We start from the raw sequence: 18,306 nt of genomic DNA on the forward strand, positions 1-18,306 counted from the left end.
ATCAGCAAATTTTCTTAGAGGACAGTGATGAAGCGATGAAAGCTAAAAGAATAGCAATTGCAGGTGCCGGAGTGGCCGGTATTTCAATCGTTAAGTTTTTTGTAAACGATGAAAGATTCAATGAAAATTTAAATATCGATATATATGATGCACCTGAAACCCTGGGACGAGGTTATGCTTACCAGGGTGACAATGAAAATTTAATTATTAATCTGCCGGCAGAAGAGATGTCTCTGACTGCTGACTCTGAAGATTTTATGAAGTGGCTGGAAAACTCAGAACATGAGGCTTTGAGTTTTCCGAGCCGCAGAGTTTATGGGGAGTATATGCACAGCTCATTAATGTCGTTTGCAGATGCACATTCCAATATTAATATTATAAAAAAATATGCAGACAATATTATATTTAATGAAGATAAAAACACATATACTCTGTGTGCAGGCGGAAATGAACAAGATTACGATGCGGTATATTTAACGACAGGTGAATTGTCATACAGTGACCCTTATGAGCTAAAGGGCGTCAGCAATTATTTTTATAATCCGTACCCGATAGAGGAGAAGTTAAATAAGCTGGAAGGCAAAATTGGAATTATCGGGAGCGGCTTGTCTGCCATCGACAGTTTCAGATATTTACTCCTGAACGGCCATGAAAAAGTGTATGTTCTATCGAGAAGCGGAGAGATGCCTGCTGTCAGAGGGACAAATTTTCATTTCAAACCAGAGCATTTCACTTTGGATGCAGCACTTCAATACGAAAAAAACGGTCTGATTCCACTCGATAAATTACTCGAGCTGTTTAAAAAGGAAATGGAAGCACAGCAGGTGGATGGTTCACTGTTTAAGCGTAAGACAGATCGTCCTGAAATTGATTTGAAATACGATCTTGAGCATAAGGACAATGTCGGCCGGCTGCAGTATTTAATAGTGCATTTGGAGGCTACTTTTAAAATATTATTTAAATATTTATCGCGAAGTGATAAACGGACGTTTTTAGAAAAATATCATCCTTATGTCGACGGTAATCATTCACCGATGCCGCCTTATGGGGCAGAACAGATTCTTAAATGGATTGATGAAGGCAAGCTTGTCTTTATGCACGGCATGGAATCCGCAGTAGTAGACAAGGGATTTACTGTAACTTTTGAAGACGGTGAGACAGAACATTTTGATATATTGATCAATGCTACAGGGCCGGTTAAAAATATTGAAAAAGATAATACGGAATTACTGCAGAATATGTTTGATGCATTGTTACTTGAAGCGGACGAATTCGGCGGTGTGCTGCTGAGTAAAAATCATGAGATTATCAGCCCAAGATTCGGTACTATGAATAATTTCTACACGATTGGAGCACTGTCAGCAGGTTCGGATTATTTAATAAGAGGTGTCGGTATGCTGTCGACGGAAACTGAAGATCTGGTGAATCATTTCTTTGAGACAAATGAATGTTAAAAACAGTTTTACCTTTTTTATACACTTCGTCTATAGACAAGGTCTGTTATTTAATGGAAAATAGAGAGATTCAATAAATTACTAAGGAAGTGCAATTATATTGTCGGAAGTATATAAAGACAGATTGTGGACGAAAGATTTTATCAATACATCAATTGTGAACTTTGCGCTGATGATGTCGCAATATCTCCTCCTAGTGACAATGGCGTTGTACGCGACAGAGGAATACGGCGCTTCGGTCGGTATGGCAGGACTTGTATCCAGTTCATTTATTATCGGCTCGCTGATTGGAAGGGTGTTCGGCGGCAAGCATATTACTGCGATGGGTGGTAAAAAGATGCTGATGATCGGTTCGGCACTCATCGTGGTGCTGACGGCATCTTATTTAATCCCAATGAGTATATACCCTCTTATTATACTGCGTATTTTACACGGTATAGCCATGGGTTACGCAATGACGGCAACAGGTACAATCATTGCACAGATTATACCGCCGAGCAGAAACGGCGAAGGCATCGGCTACTTCAGTATGTCAGTAGTATTGGCGACGGCTGTCGGTCCATTGATAGGTGTTGCTTTAATCGCAGCATACGGATTTACCAGTATTTTTATCTTTTCATTTACGATGGCAGTAATCAGTCTGATTATCGGACTGACAGTTAAAGCGTCGCCTATGAGACCGATTAAAGCAACAGCCGGCGGGAAATTTAAGATTATGGATTTCTTCGAAAAACGGGCAATACCGATTTCAGCCGTGATGTTTGTAATGGCATTCGCGTATTCGGGAATTTTATCGTACGTTACGGCTTATGCAGAAAGCATCAGTCTGATACAGGCGGGCAGTCTGTACTTTACGGTGTACGGTGTGACAGTGCTGCTGTCGCGTCCGATTACAGGGCCGCTCCTTGACCGTAAAGGCGCGAACATTGTAATGTATCCCGCAATTATTATGTTTGCACTGGGTCTGGCGCTAATCAGCCAGGCGACAGCGACGATGGCATTTCTGATTGCAGCAGTGCTGATCGGTTTCGGCTACGGCAATGTGCAGTCGATTACACAGGCACTGTCCATTAAAGTGACACCGAGAGAACGTCTAGGTCTTGCGAATACCACATACTTTATTGCGCTGGATTTAGGACTTGGCTTTGGGCCGTTTCTTTTAGGGCCAATTGCAGCATCATTCGGCTATGGCGGAATGTATTTAACGCTCGCTTTCGTAGTACTGTCGGGAATCGCAGTGTATTATTTCCTGCATGGCAGACGGGATAAAGAACTAATGAATAACAGCGGAGTATAGAAATATCACCTGTCATTATTTTGGCAGGTGATATTTTTGTTTTGAGGGAAATTTATAAGGGTAATGTATTGGAATTATGTAATTCTGAAAGGGGAGTAAGATAAGAATGTCATTAGCAAAGATTATTGAGGAAATCAAAGGGAAACATGATAATACCGGTGTACTGACAATTCACTTAAACACAGATGCCAGCGCAGGGAATCTTTCAAACGGAGAATGGAAGATACACTTAAAAAACGGTTTGAAAGAACTTAAAGAAGAAGTGAAAGCAAAAGATAATCAAGCAGAGCTGAAAGCCTTGAAAAAACTGCAGGATAAAGTCGAGAAAGAAATTGCGGTGCATCAGCGTGAAATGCGTAAAGGATTTATATTAGTCGCATCGGCTGATGGTGAGCTCTGGAGAGCAAGAGTACTGCAGGTTCCGGTAACAACATCATTCCATTGGGGTGAGACTGCTGAAACCCGGCAGATTGAAGAACTAGAACAGCGTTTCCCTGAAACAGCATTGGTAGTAGTGCAGCAGGCTGATGTAACATTTATCGAAACATCACTTGGGATTATTAGAGACACGAAGAAATACAGCTGGGATGTCGACAGTGAAAACTGGGTCGACTATGAAGAGGCGGCTCAGCCGTTAGCAAGAGGGGGCGGGAAAGATGAATTCCAGCACCGCTTTGAAGAAAATCAGCATCGCTGGTATAAGAGTTTAGCTGTCCAGCTTGAAAAAGAAATTAAAGAACGCGGTCTGGAAGGCGCATACCTTGTCGGCAGTAAAGAATCGGTAGCTGAAATCGAAGCGAACATGAGCCCGAAAAACGTTAAAGGCATCGTTACAAAAAATCTCGGTTCAAAACCGGATCATGAAATTTTAAATGAAGTGTTCGACACATTAATATAGTTATGAAAAAAGAGAAGCTGAGGCTTCTCTTTTTTTTGTTAAATTAAATTTTTCCTTTGAGATAATAATCTTTATAAACATCCTCAGGAACCATATCACCGCCCGTACTCCATGCAATATGCGTACCTTTAGAGTTTGCTGCAGCAGGACCCATGACACCTGCAAGTGCCGAGGGTTCCAGTTTAATATTTTCTTCGTCTTGCATTATAGCGAGCATTTTAAATAAGTTTTCATCACTGACAGTATATGAACCGCTGATGAGCTTAGCCAGCAACTGACCGACAAAGCCGGAAGCTCTGCCGACAGCGAGTCCATCCGCAGCAGTGACGTTATCGATACCGAAATCCTGTACGGAAATTTTATCGTGATAATCAGTCATCATGCCGAGAGTCATACACGGTGAGTGCGTGGGTTCTGCAAAGTAACAGTTTACGTTATCACCGAAAACAACTTTAAGCCCGAATGCAATGCCGCCGGGACCGCCGCCGACACCGCACGGCAGGTAGACATTCAGCGGATGATTTTTATCCACATCTATATTCTGCTCCTGCAGCTGTGCTTTTAACCGGATAGCAGCGACCGCATATCCTAAAAACAGTGTTTTCGAGTTTTCATCATCGATAAAATAACTCTTAGCATCCTTAAGGCTGTCTGCGCGCCCTTGTTCGACTGCTTTCGAGTAATCATCGCTGTGCTCAACGACTGTAACGCCTTTAGAACGGAGCATATCTTTCTTCCACTGCCTCGCATCGTCAGACATATGAATAATAACTTTAAAGCCAAGCTCGGCTCCAATAATACCGATACTGAGTCCAAGGTTACCAGTGGAACCGCAGACCAGCGAGTATTGCGAGAAGTGATTTTTTAAATCCGGACCGGCGAATTTTTTATAATCATCATCTTCAGTAATAAGCCCGGCTGCGAGTGCAAGCGACTCTGCAAAAGCAAGGACTTCATAAATGCCGCCGCGCGCTTTAACAGAACCGGAAATCGGCAGTTTGTTATCTTCTTTTAAATAAAAAGAACCGTTGATTTTTTTGCCGACTATCTCTTTAAAACTTTCCTGAATGCGTGTCAGTTCAGTCAAAGGAGATTCTATAATTCCTGCGCTATCAGCAGTTTCAGGAAAAACATGTGCAATGTAAGGTGCAAAACGTTTCAGGCGTGCTTCTGCACTTAAAATATCATCTTCACTAAGTATCAACTCCGGCAGGACACTGTCTGCAGCAGCCTGATTGTCATTCAGCCAAAGGATTTCACGATATTCCATCATATCCCCGAGCTGTGGAAATTCATTCTGCCATTGTTCAATTGTTTTATTAAGTATCACAGCACCATCTCCTTACATATAAATTTTATTATAAAAAATAAGCAGGTCCAGATTGGAACCTGCTGGTGAATATTATAATCTTGTACCGTCATCATTCACTTTGTTCATATCGACGACTTCAGTATCATTATCATATGGCATATCTTTCAGCTCAGCTTTGTAAACACCATCTGCATCCGGATGATTGATATACAAAATAAACTGATGATGTTCAAGTGCGTAATGATAAGCCTCCTCCTGCTCATGTGTGAGATTGAGATTATCAATACGGCGGTCTTCAGGATCGCCTGCAGAGAAATATGTGACAATCTTATCACCGGCAGTGCCGTCAATTGTCTTCGTTTCAATATCTTCATTCAGCTCTACACTTTCAAAAGATGCATTTGAAAAAATAGTCAGCTGATTGTTCCTTACGTTCTTTTCTCTACGTAAAAAATGAATGCGGTTCAATAAATCATCTTCGTTAAGATATGTTTCTAATCTGGCCAAAATTATCCCCTCCTGCAGAGATTCATATATATAAAATATTTACCCTGTCTGTTTGGAATGAAACAAAACTTTGTCCACTTTAAATTTAATTTTTAAAATAATTTTTCATTAGGCGTTTATACAGCTGATCTTCAAAATAATTACGATTTGCCTGGATGTAAGCTTCTACCAGCAGATAAGCGAAGAATGAATAATAAGCGCCGCCTAAAATTACCCATGTGTTACCTGAAGAAAAATATAAAATCATACTTAAACCAAGTACTGCAAACAACAGTCCGATAATTGCAACGAAACGGTAAAGATTGGATTGGCGCAGCTGATCGCGAACCTGGGTATTAATGTCATCCATAAAGTTATTGTAAGCAGTATCGTTCCGAGCTGCTAAAGTGCCGGTAATATCTCTAGAGAGGAAATCTGTCACTTTAATATCTCCGCTGTAACGTTCTTCTCTGTACTTCACATCAACATTTGGATTGTGCCTAAATAACTATCTGCAGATGTGGGATGAAGATAATGTATTTGTTATCGGAGGTTCAAACTTCCCGCATAATGGAGGTTATAATCCGACTGGTACAGTTGGTGCTTTTGCTTATCGCGCGGCAGAAGGTATTGAAATGTATTTAGAAGATAATAGACAATTAGCTGAAGCAGGAGAAGTAGCCGGCGCTAACTAATATAAACAAAGACTGTCTCTTTTGAGGCAGTCTTTTTTTGTCGAGATTACATATTTACAATAGCAGATTAAGTAACCGTTTTCATATCATGTGATTTCGTTAACTTATTCAAGAATTTACATTAAATTAACAGACTAATCTTAATTTTGCTGTAATAAATTCTAATTGTTAAAAATATGTGGATTAATGTTTCTTATGTTAATTAATGTAATCAAAGTGTAAATCGTCTGTGAGACCGCCGTTTAATTTGGTATAACACTACGTGGAGGGATTTTCACATGACTGAAAAAATAACAATGAACAACATCGTCAAACGATACGATAAAGAAGTTACTGTACTGGACGATATAGATTTAACAATAAATGAAGGTGAATTCTTTGTAATGGTCGGCCCGTCGGGTTCTGGTAAAAGTACTCTCTTAAGGATGATTGCGGGACTGGAGGATATTACTGACGGTGTGATGAAGATAGATGACAATGTCATTAATCATCTGCCTCCGAAAAAACGGAATCTTTCTATGGTGTTTCAAAGCTACGCTTTATATCCCCACATGACTGTGAGGGATAATATATTATTCGGTTTGAAAGCGCGTAAAGTAAATAAAGAAGAGCAGCAGAAAAGGCTGCATGAAACGGCGGAGATGATCGGTTTAAGTGATTATCTTGACCGTAAACCAAGACAGCTTTCCGGAGGGCAGAGACAGCGTGTTGCGCTTGCCAGAGCAATTGTCAGCCAGGCACCGATTTGTTTAATGGATGAACCGCTGTCGAACCTCGATGCGAAGCTCCGTGCCAATATGAGAATTGAAATCCGACGTCTGCAAAGACAGTTTGGTCTGACGATGGTCTATGTTACACATGATCAAGTCGAAGCGATGACGATGGGTGACCGTATTATGGTACTGGACAGCGGTAAGATTCAGCAGGTCGGACGCCCGATTGATTTATACAACGAACCGGCAAACCTATTTGTAGCATCATTTATCGGATCGCCAAAAATGAATATTGGAACGGTACAAAAAGATATTGGCAGTAAAAAATTTATTATTGAAGGTGAACTCGCTGTAGACGTTCCGGACAGAGTAATTGAAAGTTTGAAAGATATACCGAATATCACGGTCGGAATTCGTGCCGAACATATTACCCCGCCTGAAGAGGGCAAAGAAATACATACACTGGAAGTCATGAATGTCGAAAACTTGGGCAATGAAACTTCCATAGCGTTCGATGTTGGCAAAGAAATCTGGACGGCAAAATGGCCGGGGCAGTGGGATATCAAAGTAGGAGAAGCTCTCCCGGTTAATATTTCGCATGAAGATTTTGCATATTTTGATTCAGATACTACTCAATTAATCCGCTCTTCGAGAAGTGCTTTGAAAGAAGGAGATGAAATTGATGCAGTCCAGCAGAAGTGAATTACAAGATGTGTTTATGAAACAGAAAAGAAAGACACGGCGTAAAAATTTCATTAAAGGTATTATGTTTCTGCTGCCGTCGATTATTTTATTTTCACTCTTTCTATTCTATCCAATGATAAAAACATTGTACTTAAGCTTCTTTCTGACTGATATGGCCGGGACACCAACTGTATTTGTTGGTCTGGATAACTATATTCAGCTGTATACATCAGATATATTCAGGAAAAGTTTTATCTCTACATTTCTTTTCGTTCTTTATATCGTGCCGACATCTATAATTATTGCGCTGTTTTTAGCAGTGCTTGCCAATGAAAAGCTGAAAGGTGTCGGCTTATTCAGAACGATGTACTCATCAACAATGGGAATATCAGTCGCTGCAGGCTCAATATTCTGGATGTATTTATTCAATCCTTCGATGGGTCTTCTGAATGAAGCACTCGGAGTTATTGGTATCGACAGTATCGGATGGCTGACTGATCCGGATTGGGCATTGATTGCTATTTCCTTAACGACAATCTGGATGAATATTGGTTTTACATTTTTAATACTGCTCGGCGGATTACAGTCTATCGATCAGAGTCTGTACGAAAATGCGAATATTGAAGGCGCCGGCTATTTCAGGAAACTGTTTCAGATTACTGTACCGATGCTTTCACCAACACTGTTTTTCGTACTTGTTGTAACGATTATTAATGCCTTCCAGACGTTCGGACAAATTGATATTTTAACGAAAGGCGGTCCGCAGTACGAGACTAACCTGATTGTTTATTCAATTTACAGAGAAGCTTTCGTCAACAGACAGTTCGGTCCGGCCAGTGCTCAGGCAGTCGTATTATTCGTCATTATATTAATTATGACTGTAGTTCAGTTCAAGTTTGCTGAAAGGAAGGTGCACTATCAATGAGTATACCGCTGCCTCAGAAAATTATATTATACGTTCTTCTTATCGTCACATCACTCATGGTGTTTCTGCCTACAGCATTAGCTTTTATCATGAGTTTTATGACCAATCAGGACATTCTGGCAGGAAATCTGCCGCAGAGTTTTACACTGGATAATTATAAGTATGTATTTGAAAATTTTCCGATGCTTCAATATCTGATTAACAGTTTTGTTGTGTCAATTGTAATTATGATTGGCCAGCTTTTGCTGTCGAGTCTGGCAGCATATGCATTTGTGTTTTTGGAATTTAAAGGACGAGATATTATATTCTATATTTTTATCGCGACGATGATGATTCCATTTGAAGCTTCTGTCATTCCGAACTTCCAGACAATTAGAGATCTTGGCTGGCTGGATACATACCAGGGATTAACGTTTCCATTTTTTGCGATGGCATTCGGAACATTCCTGTTGAGACAGAACTTTAAAATGATTCCGAAGGAATTACGCGAGGCGAGTCTGATTGAGGGGATTGGTGATTTCAAATTCTATCTGACAGTCGTGCTGCCTGTGGCAAAGACGAGTTTAATTACTCTCGGAGTCTACGGCTTCCTCACCTCATGGAATATGTATCTGTGGCCGCTCCTCGCAACAACAAACGATAAAGTGAGAACGGTGCAGATTGGACTGAAGCAGATGAGCAGCCAGGAACAATTAAACCAGTGGGGTGTACTGATGGCAGGTTCGGTCATCGTTGTTATCCCAACGTTGCTGCTGCTGTTCTTTGGACAGAAACATTTACAAAAAGGTTTAACAGATGGTGCAGTTAAATAAAGCTTCAATATTTTAAAATATAGATTAGGAGTGTTCTTAAATGAAGAAAAACAGCATATTATTGTACATGGCTTTAGCGGTTACACTAATTCTCGCAGCATGTGGAGGTTCACAAGAAGGTAATGAAGCGGAAGCTGAAGGTGAGGCGGCATCCGAGGGGAAACAGACAGTAACATTCTGGCATGCAATGGGCGGCCAGGCTCAGACAGCTTTGGATGATATCGTTGCAGGTTACAATGAATCTCAAGATAAAGTTGAAGTCGTTGCTGAATATCAGGGCTCTTACGACGAAGCATTAACAATGTTTAACTCGGTTGCAGGCACTGACAGCGCACCAACAATGATGCAGGTATTTGAAATTGGAACACAGACGATGATTGACGGCGGACAGATTACACCAATTCAGGAGTTTATCGATGCTGAAGATTACGATATGAGCAATCTGGAAGAAAACATTACTACATACTATTCAGAGGATGACATGTTTTACTCTATGCCATTCAACAGTTCAACACCGGTAATGTACTATAACAAAGATGCATTTGAAGAAGCAGGACTGGATGCAGAAACTCCGCCAGAAACTTATGAAGCAGTAGAAGAAGCGGGCAGAGCAATTACTGAAAGCAATCCGGATATGAAAGGTTTCTCATTACAGGCATACGGCTGGTTATGGGAGCAGCTTTTAGCAAATCAGGGCGCACAGTTATTAAATAATGAAAATGGACGTGAATCAGCAGCGACTGAAATTGGCTGGTCTGACGAACAGGGTCTGTCAATTTTACAGTGGGTTGAAAACATGGTTAACGACGGTACATTTGCGAACTACGGAACTAACGGCGATAACATGGCAGCTGGATTCTTAGCTGGTGATGTTGCAATGTACATGCAGTCTTCTGCAAGTGTAAGAGAAGTAGTGGACAATGCGGACTTCGAAGTAGGTGTTGCATTTATTCCTCATCCGGAAGGCACGAAACGTGAAGGTGTTGTTATCGGCGGAGCGAGCCTTTGGATGATGAACGGCGCACCAGAAGAAGAACAGCAGGCAGCATGGGAGTTCATGAAGTATCTGCAGCAGCCGGAAGTGCAGGCTGAATGGCATGTAAACACAGGATATTTTGCAATTAACCCGGCAGCATACGAAGAAGAAATTGCGGTTCAGGCACATGAAGAAACACCGCAGCTTCAAGTAACGATTGATCAGTTGCAATCTACAACACCATCAAATGCAACACAGGGTGCATTAGGAAACTTCCTTCCTGAAGGACGTCAGGTCGTTGAATCAGGGCTTGAATCAGTCTATAACGGTGAAGATATTGAAGCAGCACATGAAACGATTGTAGAAAATTACAATCAGGTCATCGAACAATCTAACGCAGCTCAAGGGAATTAAAATAAAAAGATGTCTGCCTCATTTACTGAGGCAGACATCTTTTTATGATTTTGGTCCGGTAGGACGGCTTTCATACAGTTCAATCCACTTATCCACAGTCATTTTCTCAGCGAGTTCCGCGAGCAGTTCATAAGGAATCTTTTTCGGATTGGTAAATCGGATACAGCTCTTGCCCATGTTTAACTTAGTTGTCATGTGCTTCGGATATTCCTCTGTAAACCAGTTGTAGATTTTGGGTTCACGGTACATTCCCATATGATATACAGCGAGGTGTTTTTTCTGAACGGCAATACCGATAAACGGCAGCGGCTCATTATCGACGTGATACCCTTCCGGGTATTGTTCAAGAGGGACTTCAAAACCCGGCATGCCATGTGAAATACCGACTTCAAAACCCTGTGGCAGATGCGTTTCAATTGTTGCCCATGTTTTTAAAAAAGATGCTTTCCATTTCTCATCAATATTTTGAACGTACTCATCAAAAGTCATCATTATCCCCGCCTTTTATTAATTACTTCTATTATAGTCACTAAAGTTCAAATGAAACATAAAAATACCCGGGATATTTCCCGGGCATTATCATTATTTAGTGCTTATTTTCTGTAATCGTTCTCGTCTACATCTAACTCTTCACGGCGAACTTCTTCAGATACATGTTCAACGTCTTCGTGTTTTTCTTTTCTAATTCTAACTTCTTCATTTACTACATTCTCTTTTTCAACGTTGACGCGTTCTTCGTTAACCGGGATACGGACTTCGTCCACATCATCAGCGTCATTAAAGCCGCCTCTAGCCGGTACATCGTCAACTGGATTCCGTTCAATAACAACTTCTTCGCGTTCTACAGGGATATCAAATTCCTGTCGGTCTGTTTCGACATGTTTGTCGACTTTCACTTCACCAGTCTGAACGTTTTCTTTATCAACGTTTACACGTTCTTCACGCAGCTGAATTCTTTCTTCTTCAGTAAGACCATTGTCACGGTCAACTGCACGTGCATCGAGTTCAGGATCCGCATTATAGTTATTGTTTACAGCACCGCCTGCGAGGCCGGCACCTGTAGCATTAGCTTTGTTATCATAATCGTAAGTGTCACGTGTTTCCCCGTAATTCATAGCGCTGTCTGAGCTATTATCCGGTGAATCAACGTAAACTAATACTTCGCCCGCATTTAATGAATTTCTATACTGGACCTGTTCTGACTGACTTAATCCTAAATCATTTAATACTTTCTCTTCAGGATTATCAGGTGAGAAGAATGAAACAAACTTATCCCATGCTGAACCTTCTGCATCTTGGAAGTTAACTTCGGTATTTCCAAAAGCTTCTTTGTTAATCGGCTGCTGTGATAAAACCGTAATGTTATTGTCTGCAACACCTTCTGCTCTTAATTCTTCAACGCGTGTTAAGGCATCATTTTCTGTAACATAATTTTCAATTCTACTCATAAATATTCCCCTCCATAGAGATAATTATTTTTTGATTTTAATTTTGAAATCAGTTTTCTCTGTCACAGTATGTAATTTACCCAGCTTACTTGTTCTAAAACATAAATGAAATATTTTTCCCGATAAAATTTTAAAAGGTCGGCAGAATAATTCCGAATAAGTATAGATATAAATAAGTAGTTTATCGACTGCATTATAAGGTATGTATAATAGTAAAGAATTAAAAAGGGGAAGATTATTATGAGAAAGGCATGGGCGTTATTCTTATTTGCAGCCGTGATGATTGTTTTAACTGCATGCGGCAATAATGAAGAAACAAGGACCTTTGAGTTAAGCGACCAGGGTGTCCAGAGTACGCTGGTTTATACCCATAGCGATGACGAGGTTATCAGCCAGTCGACGGAGAACATCATTAATTATGAAGAGCTTGGTATTGATAAAGCGCAGGCTGAAGAAATTTTTGCCGGCTATTCAGATCAGTATCAGGATTTAGCGGGAGTGGAACACAGCTTTGAGTTTGGCGATGATGAAGCTACAGAAAACATTTCCATCGTTTATGAGGAAATCGATGCTGAACAGCTTGAAGGTGTGGAAGGTATAGAGTTTGAAGGGGACCCGTCTGAAGGTATCAGCATGGAACGTTCTGCGGAAATGCTGATTGATCAAGGTTATACTGAAGTTGAAGAGTAAAGTGATTTCCCGGGACAATTTATCGGTTCTTATACACCTGTAAATATCCTGGGATTTTTAGTGCTGTAAACGATAGTTTCCGGTTATACTAGTAAAGAATATATTGTTGGGAGTGACGGCTGTGCAAAAAGTTCTTTCATTAAATAATATTATTTGGCGTCGTAATGGCGAAACGATATTGAACGATATATCATTTGAAGTAAACGACGGTGAACAGTGGGCGGTTCTTGGATTGAACGGGGCAGGAAAAACTTCAATACTCGATATCATTATGGGATATAATTATCCTACAGACGGCAGCGCAGAAGTTATCGGTACAGAGTTCGGCAAAGCGAGTCTGCCTGAGATGCGGAAGAGAATCGGATTTGTCAGTTCAAGTCTCGATAAATTTCATGAAACATTGAACAGAGAGACAGGTCTCAATATAGTACTGAGTGGTAAATTCTCATCATTCGGTATTTATCAGGATATCGATAGAGTATCCGGGGAGAGAGCGGCAAGTATACTGAAAGAATTGAACCTGGAGCATTTGTCAGACAGAACGTATAACACCTTTTCACAGGGGGAACGGCGCAGAATATTAATCGGACGTGCGCTGATGGGGGAACCGGAACTGTTAATACTCGACGAACCGTGCAGCGGCCTCGATATCCGGGCAAGGGAAGATGTTCTTAAAATAGTAAATCGTATTTCGCTTGAAGCGCGCCATCTTTTATACGTTACGCATCATATAGAAGAGCTGACAAGTGCTATTACTCACGTCCTGTTAATTAAAGACGGCGGGATTGTGGCTGCAGGACCGAAAAAAGAAGTGCTGACCAGTGAACTCCTGAGTGACACTTATAAAACGCCTGTTAAAGTTTATTTTGAAAATGAAAGACCATGGCTTGTTATTGATAATATGGAGGGTGACAATGATTAAGAAATACATAGTGACATTAATTGCAGTCTTACTAATATTTGCCCCTGCCCGGGCATTTGCAGTTGAGCAGGATAATACTGTTGATGACGGAACAGGTACATATTATGGAGAACCTTGGCAGGAAGAAGCACCGTATGATAATTCGTATGAAGAACCAGTCTATGGAGAGAATTATCAAAATAACGGTACAGTAGAAGAAGGTGCGTGGAACGACGGTTACAATAGTGCGGAAGACAACACTTATAACGATCAGTATACAGAGCCTGAAGTATATGAGGAACCATACACAGAACCCGAAACAGAAACGTATGAAGAGCCGTATACAGAACCTGAAGTTTACACAGAACCCGAAACTTATGAAGAACCATATACTGAGCCAGAAGTTTACACAGAACCTGAAGTATATGAAGAACCTTATACGGAACCTGTGGCTGAACCGGAGCCTGAAGAAGAACTTTCTATTAATACAGTTAAGGGAGAAGGCTATACTGTCAGCGGTGTGGTGACAGGAGATAATCAGCCGGCTGAAAACGTCAAACTCTTACTATCAACAGAGAATGATTCAATAGAAACGGTATCTAATGATAACGGTGAGTTTACTTTTGAAGATGTAGCGAACGGTATTTATACATTGAGTGCGGCTGACAGCGAGACTTATGAAGCTTCAGCAGAGCCTGTGGAAGTTACAGTCGAGAACCGTAATAAGCTCGGTTATGACATTGCAGTGACACCAATTGAAACGGAAATAGAGGAAGCTCCTGAAGAAACAGAAGAAACAAACGAACCGGAAGAAGAACTGCCGGTTGAAGAAGCGGAAACTGATCAGCAGTCCTCTGATGCATCAGATGGTATGTCTCCTTTTGAATTGATACTTATTGCAGGCGGGACAATACTGCTCCTTGCTACAATCGGAATTGCTTTATTCAGGAAAATATCAGCCAGATAAAAGAATTCTTGCATCACGAGAGCTAGTTTGTTATTATAAAACATACCGTGCTAAGCGGGGAGGTAGCGGTGCCCTGTACTTGCAATCCGCTCTAGCAAGGCTGAATTCCACTTTTGAGGGTTTGAAGTGTGAGGACTGCCTCGGAAGCTCCAGTGTTGAGATCGCGGTCCTATGCAATAGAACGTCACGAATCATGTCAGGTCCGGAAGGAAGCAGCATTAAGTGGCCCATTCTATGTGCCGTAGGGTTGCCGTGGTTGAGCTGGACTCCCGAGTAACGCTTGTTCATCATACTCGACAAAGTGGTGCACGGTTTTTATTTTGACTTCATAATGATGAGGTCTTTTTTTATGCCTAAAAACAGGAGTATAAGAATCCTGTATGTTATAATTATAGCTAGAATTTATGAAGAGTTGAGGTGCCATACTAATGGAGTACCAGGCGTTATACAGAGCTTTTCGGCCTCAAAAGTTCAGCGATGTAGTTGGCCAGCATCACGTCACAAAAACTTTGCAAAATGCTATTATGCGTAATAAGGAATCCCATGCTTATTTATTCAGCGGGCCGCGCGGCACCGGAAAAACGAGTATTGCCAAGGTCTTCGCTAAAGCATTGAACTGTCAGTATGAGACGGGCGGGGAACCTTGTAATGAATGCGAGTTGTGCATGTCTATTACAGATGGCAGTGCCAATGATGTAATTGAAATTGATGCTGCGAGTAATAATGGTGTTGATGAAATACGTAATATAAGAGATAAAGTAAAATATGCTCCGGCAGAAGCGGAGTTTAAAGTATATATAATAGATGAAGTGCACATGTTAACAACGGGTGCGTTTAACGCCTTGTTAAAAACATTGGAAGAGCCGCCGGCTCATGCTATTTTCATCCTGGCTACAACAGAGCCGCATAAAATACCTGCAACAATTATTTCCCGCACTCAGCGCTTTGATTTTAAATCTCTTGATATAGAAGAAATTACTGAGAGGCTTGAATTTGTTGCAGAAAAGGAAAACACTGCTTACGATAAAGACGCATTGTCGTATATCGCACGTATCGCAGAAGGCGGTATGCGTGATGCGTTATCGATAATGGATCAGGTCATTGCGTTCAGCGGTGATGAAATTACGATGCAGGATGCCGTGATGATTACGGGCGGTATCGAAAGAGATGAATTGAACGAGTGGATGAAGTTTATCGAACAGAAAGATTCTGAAGCGGCGTTTAAGAAGTTTCATCAGCTGATTGATGAAGGAAAAGATCCGACGCGTCTCGTACATGAACTGGTTTACTTTATAAGAGATATTATACTAATGAAGCATTCAGGAGAAATTCTGGAAGAGACTGCGTTTGTTCATGTTGAAGATGAACTTCTGTATAAGATGGTCGACGTATTGAACGATGCGATGGTCAGTATGCGTTTTTCTGTGAACGTCAGCGTTCATTTGGAAATTGTTATCGTTAAACTTATCCGTGTGCTGGATGCACCCGTACCTGCAGCAGCTGGGGGCGGTGCATCATCGGAAGAAATTGCAGAATTGAAAGCGCAGCTTAAACATCTCGAGCAGAAAATTGCTGCGGGTGCAGCCGTAAAAGAAAAAATGAAAAGACCGGCACCCTCAAGAAGCAGACAAGGTTTTTCTGTAGAAAAAATAGAACGTGTACTGAATACTGCTAACAAGGAAGATTTGGTTAAGCTTAAAGACGGCTGGCCTGGAGTGTATCAGTATATAGAAGAAAAAGGTCTTCAGTCTCTCCGCGCGTTAATCAAAGACTCGGTGCCGGTCGCAGCAAGTGATACTCATGTGCTGATTAAATTTGATAACGATGTGCATTCTGAGCTGATAAATCAAAATGCCGAGAAGAAAGAAGAACTCGAAAATCTAATTCCTACTATTATTGGTAAAAAAGTGCAAGTTGTCGGAGTACCTGATTCAAGCTGGCAGCAAGTCCGTCAAAATTATATCGACAGCCATCGTAATGATATGCAGCAAAAGCAGCCGACAGAGAAATCTTCGGATGTGGCAAAGAAGATGTTCGGGGATATCGTCGAAGTTAATGATTGATAGTTTGTAAAACGAGTGTAATCATATATAATATATAAGTGATAAAATAATGTATCGGAGGATGAAAACATGCGCGGTGGTATGAATAATATGCAAGGCATGATGAAACAGATGCAGAAAATGCAAAAGGAAATGGAAAAAGAGCAGGAAAAACTGAAAGAAGAAAAAATTGAAGGTACAGCTGGCGGCGGTATGGTCACAGTAGTAGTATCCGGTCATAAAGTAGTATTAGATGTCATCGTAAAAGAAGAAGTTGTAGACCCGGAAGATGTTGAAATGCTGCAGGACTTAATAGTTGCTGCGACGAATGAAGCTTTAAATAAAGCAGACGAATTGTCGAGCGACCGTTTAGGCAAGCACACTAAAGGCTTAAATATCCCAGGGATGATGTAAATGCATTACCCTGAACCGATATCGAAGCTGATAGACAGCTTCATGAAATTGCCGGGTATTGGGCCGAAGACAGCCCAGCGCCTGGCATTTTATGTACTTAATATGAAAGAAGACGATGTGGTCGACTTTTCGAAAAGTTTAATGCAGGTGAAGCGGGAGCTGACATTCTGCAGTATATGCGGGCACATTACCGATGTGGATCCATGTTATATCTGTGAGGATAAAAACAGAGACCGCACAACAATTTGTGTCGTGCAGGATGCGAAGGATGTTATCGCTATGGAAAAAATGCGCGAATACAACGGACTCTATCATGTACTGCAAGGTGCGATCAGTCCGATGGACGGCATAGGCCCTGAAGATATAAATATCCCTTCATTATTGGAACGCTTAAAAGATGAGGAAGTAAAAGAACTGATTCTGGCAACGAACCCTAATATAGAAGGAGAAAGTACCGCGATGTATTTAACGCGTCTGATAAAACCGATTGGAATCAAGACGACGAGGCTTGCGCACGGCCTTCCTATAGGCGGCGACCTTGAGTATGCAGACGAAGTAACACTCTCTAAAGCAATTGAATATAGAACGGAAATATAAGAGCCGAAAGGCTCTTATAATCTTTTTAAAAGAATTTTAAATAAAGGGTTGCACTAGCTGGCATTGTCCTGTATAGTTATCTCTTGTCAGGTTCGAAACAAGTACACAACAAAACACAACAAACTAATTAACAAAAAGAAACAAATTAGTGCTTGCAATTGAAAACCTCACATGCTATACTAATTAAGCAGTCAACAAGAGCTTAACAAAACAAACACACAAAGAAAACAAAACTTTACAAGAGAACATTGAAAACTGAATGACAATATGTCAACGTTTTAATTCCGAATGAAAAAGTCTTCTATTATATAGAAGCACACATTGAGGCGAACAATTCAAACGCAAACGAGATACTGTCAGCAGTATCACAAAGAGCTTAAGTTTAAGTTCTCCAATCATGGAGAGTTTGATCCTGGCTCAGGATGAACGCTGGCGGCGTGCCTAATACATGCAAGTCGAGCGCAAAGATCAGGAGCTTGCTCCTGTGATTTGAGCGGCGGACGGGTGAGTAACACGTAGGCAACCTACCCTTGAGATTGGGATAACTACCGGAAACGGTAGCTAATACCGGATACGACCTT

Annotated in this window: 18 protein-coding genes, 1 rRNA gene, 1 other RNA gene and 1 pseudogene; 16 read left to right on the forward strand and 5 right to left on the reverse strand. The window is 41.1% G+C overall.

The window, feature by feature from the left end; all coding sequences use genetic code 11:
• Positions 1–35: 35 nt before the first annotated feature.
• The 3 genes from H625_RS0105500 to H625_RS0105510 all read left to right on the forward strand — a co-directional run bounded on the left by H625_RS0105500 (position 36) and on the right by H625_RS0105510 (position 3,649).
• A complete protein-coding gene (locus tag H625_RS0105500; protein ID WP_026859023.1) occupies positions 36–1,454 on the forward strand; it encodes an FAD/NAD(P)-binding protein in 1,419 nt (472 codons plus the stop codon).
• A gap of 100 nt (positions 1,455–1,554) precedes the next feature.
• Positions 1,555–2,751 (forward strand): MFS transporter, encoded by a 1,197-nt coding sequence (locus H625_RS0105505; protein ID WP_035785251.1) that lies wholly within the window; start codon positions 1,555–1,557, stop codon positions 2,749–2,751.
• Positions 2,752–2,857: 106 nt separating this feature from the next.
• On the forward strand, positions 2,858–3,649 hold the full coding sequence (locus H625_RS0105510) for a VLRF1 family aeRF1-type release factor (RefSeq protein WP_026859025.1): 792 nt from the start codon (positions 2,858–2,860) through the stop codon (positions 3,647–3,649).
• A gap of 43 nt (positions 3,650–3,692) precedes the next feature.
• Here the strand turns inward: H625_RS0105510 and H625_RS0105515 are convergent, their stop codons facing one another.
• The 3 genes from H625_RS0105515 to H625_RS0105525 form a co-directional block, all read right to left on the reverse strand.
• Positions 3,693–4,979, reverse strand: a complete 1,287-nt coding sequence (locus H625_RS0105515) for a D-serine ammonia-lyase (RefSeq protein ID WP_026859026.1) — start codon at positions 4,977–4,979, stop codon at positions 3,693–3,695.
• 72 nt (positions 4,980–5,051) lie between these two features.
• Positions 5,052–5,468: a general stress protein gene (locus tag H625_RS0105520; protein WP_026859027.1), complete on the reverse strand. Its 417-nt coding sequence runs from the start codon at positions 5,466–5,468 to the stop codon at positions 5,052–5,054.
• Positions 5,469–5,553: 85 nt separating this feature from the next.
• Positions 5,554–5,928 (reverse strand): hypothetical protein, encoded by a 375-nt coding sequence (locus tag H625_RS0105525; protein WP_169516115.1) that lies wholly within the window; start codon positions 5,926–5,928, stop codon positions 5,554–5,556.
• Positions 5,929–5,947: 19 nt separating this feature from the next.
• Here H625_RS0105525 and H625_RS13425 point away from each other — a divergent pair.
• The 5 genes and pseudogenes from H625_RS13425 to H625_RS0105550 all read left to right on the forward strand — a co-directional run.
• Positions 5,948–6,142: pseudogene (locus tag H625_RS13425) on the forward strand (GMC oxidoreductase); the annotation flags it as partial.
• Positions 6,143–6,420: 278 nt separating this feature from the next.
• Complete coding sequence (locus H625_RS0105535) at positions 6,421–7,557, forward strand: ABC transporter ATP-binding protein (protein WP_026859029.1); 1,137 nt, start codon at positions 6,421–6,423, stop codon at positions 7,555–7,557.
• The gene (locus H625_RS0105540) at positions 7,538–8,464 is read left to right on the forward strand and encodes a carbohydrate ABC transporter permease (protein ID WP_026859030.1); all 927 of its coding nucleotides are present in this window, start codon (positions 7,538–7,540) and stop codon (positions 8,462–8,464) included. Before H625_RS0105535 ends, H625_RS0105540 begins: the two co-directional genes overlap by 20 nt.
• Complete coding sequence (locus tag H625_RS0105545) at positions 8,461–9,276, forward strand: carbohydrate ABC transporter permease (RefSeq protein WP_026859031.1); 816 nt, start codon at positions 8,461–8,463, stop codon at positions 9,274–9,276. The genes H625_RS0105540 and H625_RS0105545 overlap by 4 nt, the downstream gene beginning before the upstream one ends.
• A gap of 40 nt (positions 9,277–9,316) precedes the next feature.
• On the forward strand, positions 9,317–10,666 hold the full coding sequence (locus tag H625_RS0105550) for an ABC transporter substrate-binding protein (protein WP_026859032.1): 1,350 nt from the start codon (positions 9,317–9,319) through the stop codon (positions 10,664–10,666).
• Between the two features lie 42 nt (positions 10,667–10,708).
• On the opposite strand, the gene H625_RS0105555 is transcribed toward H625_RS0105550, so the two are convergent.
• Both H625_RS0105555 and H625_RS13220 read right to left on the reverse strand, forming a co-directional pair.
• The gene (locus tag H625_RS0105555) at positions 10,709–11,158 is read right to left on the reverse strand and encodes a DUF1801 domain-containing protein (RefSeq protein ID WP_342664938.1); all 450 of its coding nucleotides are present in this window, start codon (positions 11,156–11,158) and stop codon (positions 10,709–10,711) included.
• Between the two features lie 101 nt (positions 11,159–11,259).
• On the reverse strand, positions 11,260–12,114 hold the full coding sequence (locus H625_RS13220; protein ID WP_051238992.1) for a DUF2382 domain-containing protein: 855 nt from the start codon (positions 12,112–12,114) through the stop codon (positions 11,260–11,262).
• 240 nt (positions 12,115–12,354) lie between these two features.
• Between H625_RS13220 and H625_RS0105565 the strand changes: the two genes are divergently transcribed.
• The 8 genes from H625_RS0105565 to H625_RS0105595 form a co-directional block, all read left to right on the forward strand.
• Positions 12,355–12,804, forward strand: coding sequence for a YehR family lipoprotein (locus H625_RS0105565; RefSeq protein WP_035785254.1), 450 nt, complete (start codon positions 12,355–12,357; stop codon positions 12,802–12,804).
• Positions 12,805–12,925: 121 nt separating this feature from the next.
• Positions 12,926–13,726 (forward strand): ABC transporter ATP-binding protein, encoded by an 801-nt coding sequence (locus H625_RS0105570; protein WP_026859035.1) that lies wholly within the window; start codon positions 12,926–12,928, stop codon positions 13,724–13,726.
• Positions 13,719–14,672: a carboxypeptidase-like regulatory domain-containing protein gene (locus H625_RS0105575; protein ID WP_026859036.1), complete on the forward strand. Its 954-nt coding sequence runs from the start codon at positions 13,719–13,721 to the stop codon at positions 14,670–14,672. The genes H625_RS0105570 and H625_RS0105575 overlap by 8 nt, the downstream gene beginning before the upstream one ends.
• A 45-nt stretch (positions 14,673–14,717) precedes the next feature.
• Positions 14,718–14,984, forward strand: an RNA gene (gene ffs / locus H625_RS13430) — signal recognition particle sRNA large type.
• A gap of 116 nt (positions 14,985–15,100) precedes the next feature.
• Positions 15,101–16,735, forward strand: a complete 1,635-nt coding sequence (gene dnaX / locus H625_RS0105580) for a DNA polymerase III subunit gamma/tau (RefSeq protein ID WP_026859037.1) — start codon at positions 15,101–15,103, stop codon at positions 16,733–16,735.
• 69 nt (positions 16,736–16,804) lie between these two features.
• On the forward strand, positions 16,805–17,128 hold the full coding sequence (locus H625_RS0105585) for a YbaB/EbfC family nucleoid-associated protein (RefSeq protein ID WP_026859038.1): 324 nt from the start codon (positions 16,805–16,807) through the stop codon (positions 17,126–17,128).
• Positions 17,129–17,725 (forward strand): recombination mediator RecR, encoded by a 597-nt coding sequence (gene recR, locus H625_RS0105590; protein ID WP_026859039.1) that lies wholly within the window; start codon positions 17,129–17,131, stop codon positions 17,723–17,725.
• 394 nt (positions 17,726–18,119) lie between these two features.
• Positions 18,120–18,306, forward strand: a 16S ribosomal RNA gene (locus H625_RS0105595); the annotation flags it as partial.

The organism is Jeotgalicoccus psychrophilus DSM 19085 (assembly GCF_000425845.1).
Classification (GTDB): domain Bacteria; phylum Bacillota; class Bacilli; order Staphylococcales; family Salinicoccaceae; genus Jeotgalicoccus; species Jeotgalicoccus psychrophilus.

Coding starts and splice junctions, on each gene's coding strand:
- H625_RS0105500 (WP_026859023.1), top strand. CDS start 36: ATGAAAGCTAAAAGAATAGCAATTGCAGGTGCCGGAGTGGCCGGTATT.
- H625_RS0105510 (WP_026859025.1), top strand. CDS start 2,858: ATGTCATTAGCAAAGATTATTGAGGAAATCAAAGGGAAACATGATAAT.
- H625_RS0105535 (WP_026859029.1), top strand. CDS start 6,421: ATGACTGAAAAAATAACAATGAACAACATCGTCAAACGATACGATAAA.
- H625_RS0105540 (WP_026859030.1), top strand. CDS start 7,538: ATGCAGTCCAGCAGAAGTGAATTACAAGATGTGTTTATGAAACAGAAA.
- H625_RS0105545 (WP_026859031.1), top strand. CDS start 8,461: ATGAGTATACCGCTGCCTCAGAAAATTATATTATACGTTCTTCTTATC.
- H625_RS0105550 (WP_026859032.1), top strand. CDS start 9,317: ATGAAGAAAAACAGCATATTATTGTACATGGCTTTAGCGGTTACACTA.
- H625_RS0105555 (WP_342664938.1), bottom strand. CDS start 11,158: ATGATGACTTTTGATGAGTACGTTCAAAATATTGATGAGAAATGGAAA.
- H625_RS13220 (WP_051238992.1), bottom strand. CDS start 12,114: ATGAGTAGAATTGAAAATTATGTTACAGAAAATGATGCCTTAACACGC.
- H625_RS0105565 (WP_035785254.1), top strand. CDS start 12,355: ATGAGAAAGGCATGGGCGTTATTCTTATTTGCAGCCGTGATGATTGTT.
- H625_RS0105575 (WP_026859036.1), top strand. CDS start 13,719: ATGATTAAGAAATACATAGTGACATTAATTGCAGTCTTACTAATATTT.
- dnaX (WP_026859037.1), top strand. CDS start 15,101: ATGGAGTACCAGGCGTTATACAGAGCTTTTCGGCCTCAAAAGTTCAGC.
- H625_RS0105585 (WP_026859038.1), top strand. CDS start 16,805: ATGCGCGGTGGTATGAATAATATGCAAGGCATGATGAAACAGATGCAG.
- recR (WP_026859039.1), top strand. CDS start 17,129: ATGCATTACCCTGAACCGATATCGAAGCTGATAGACAGCTTCATGAAA.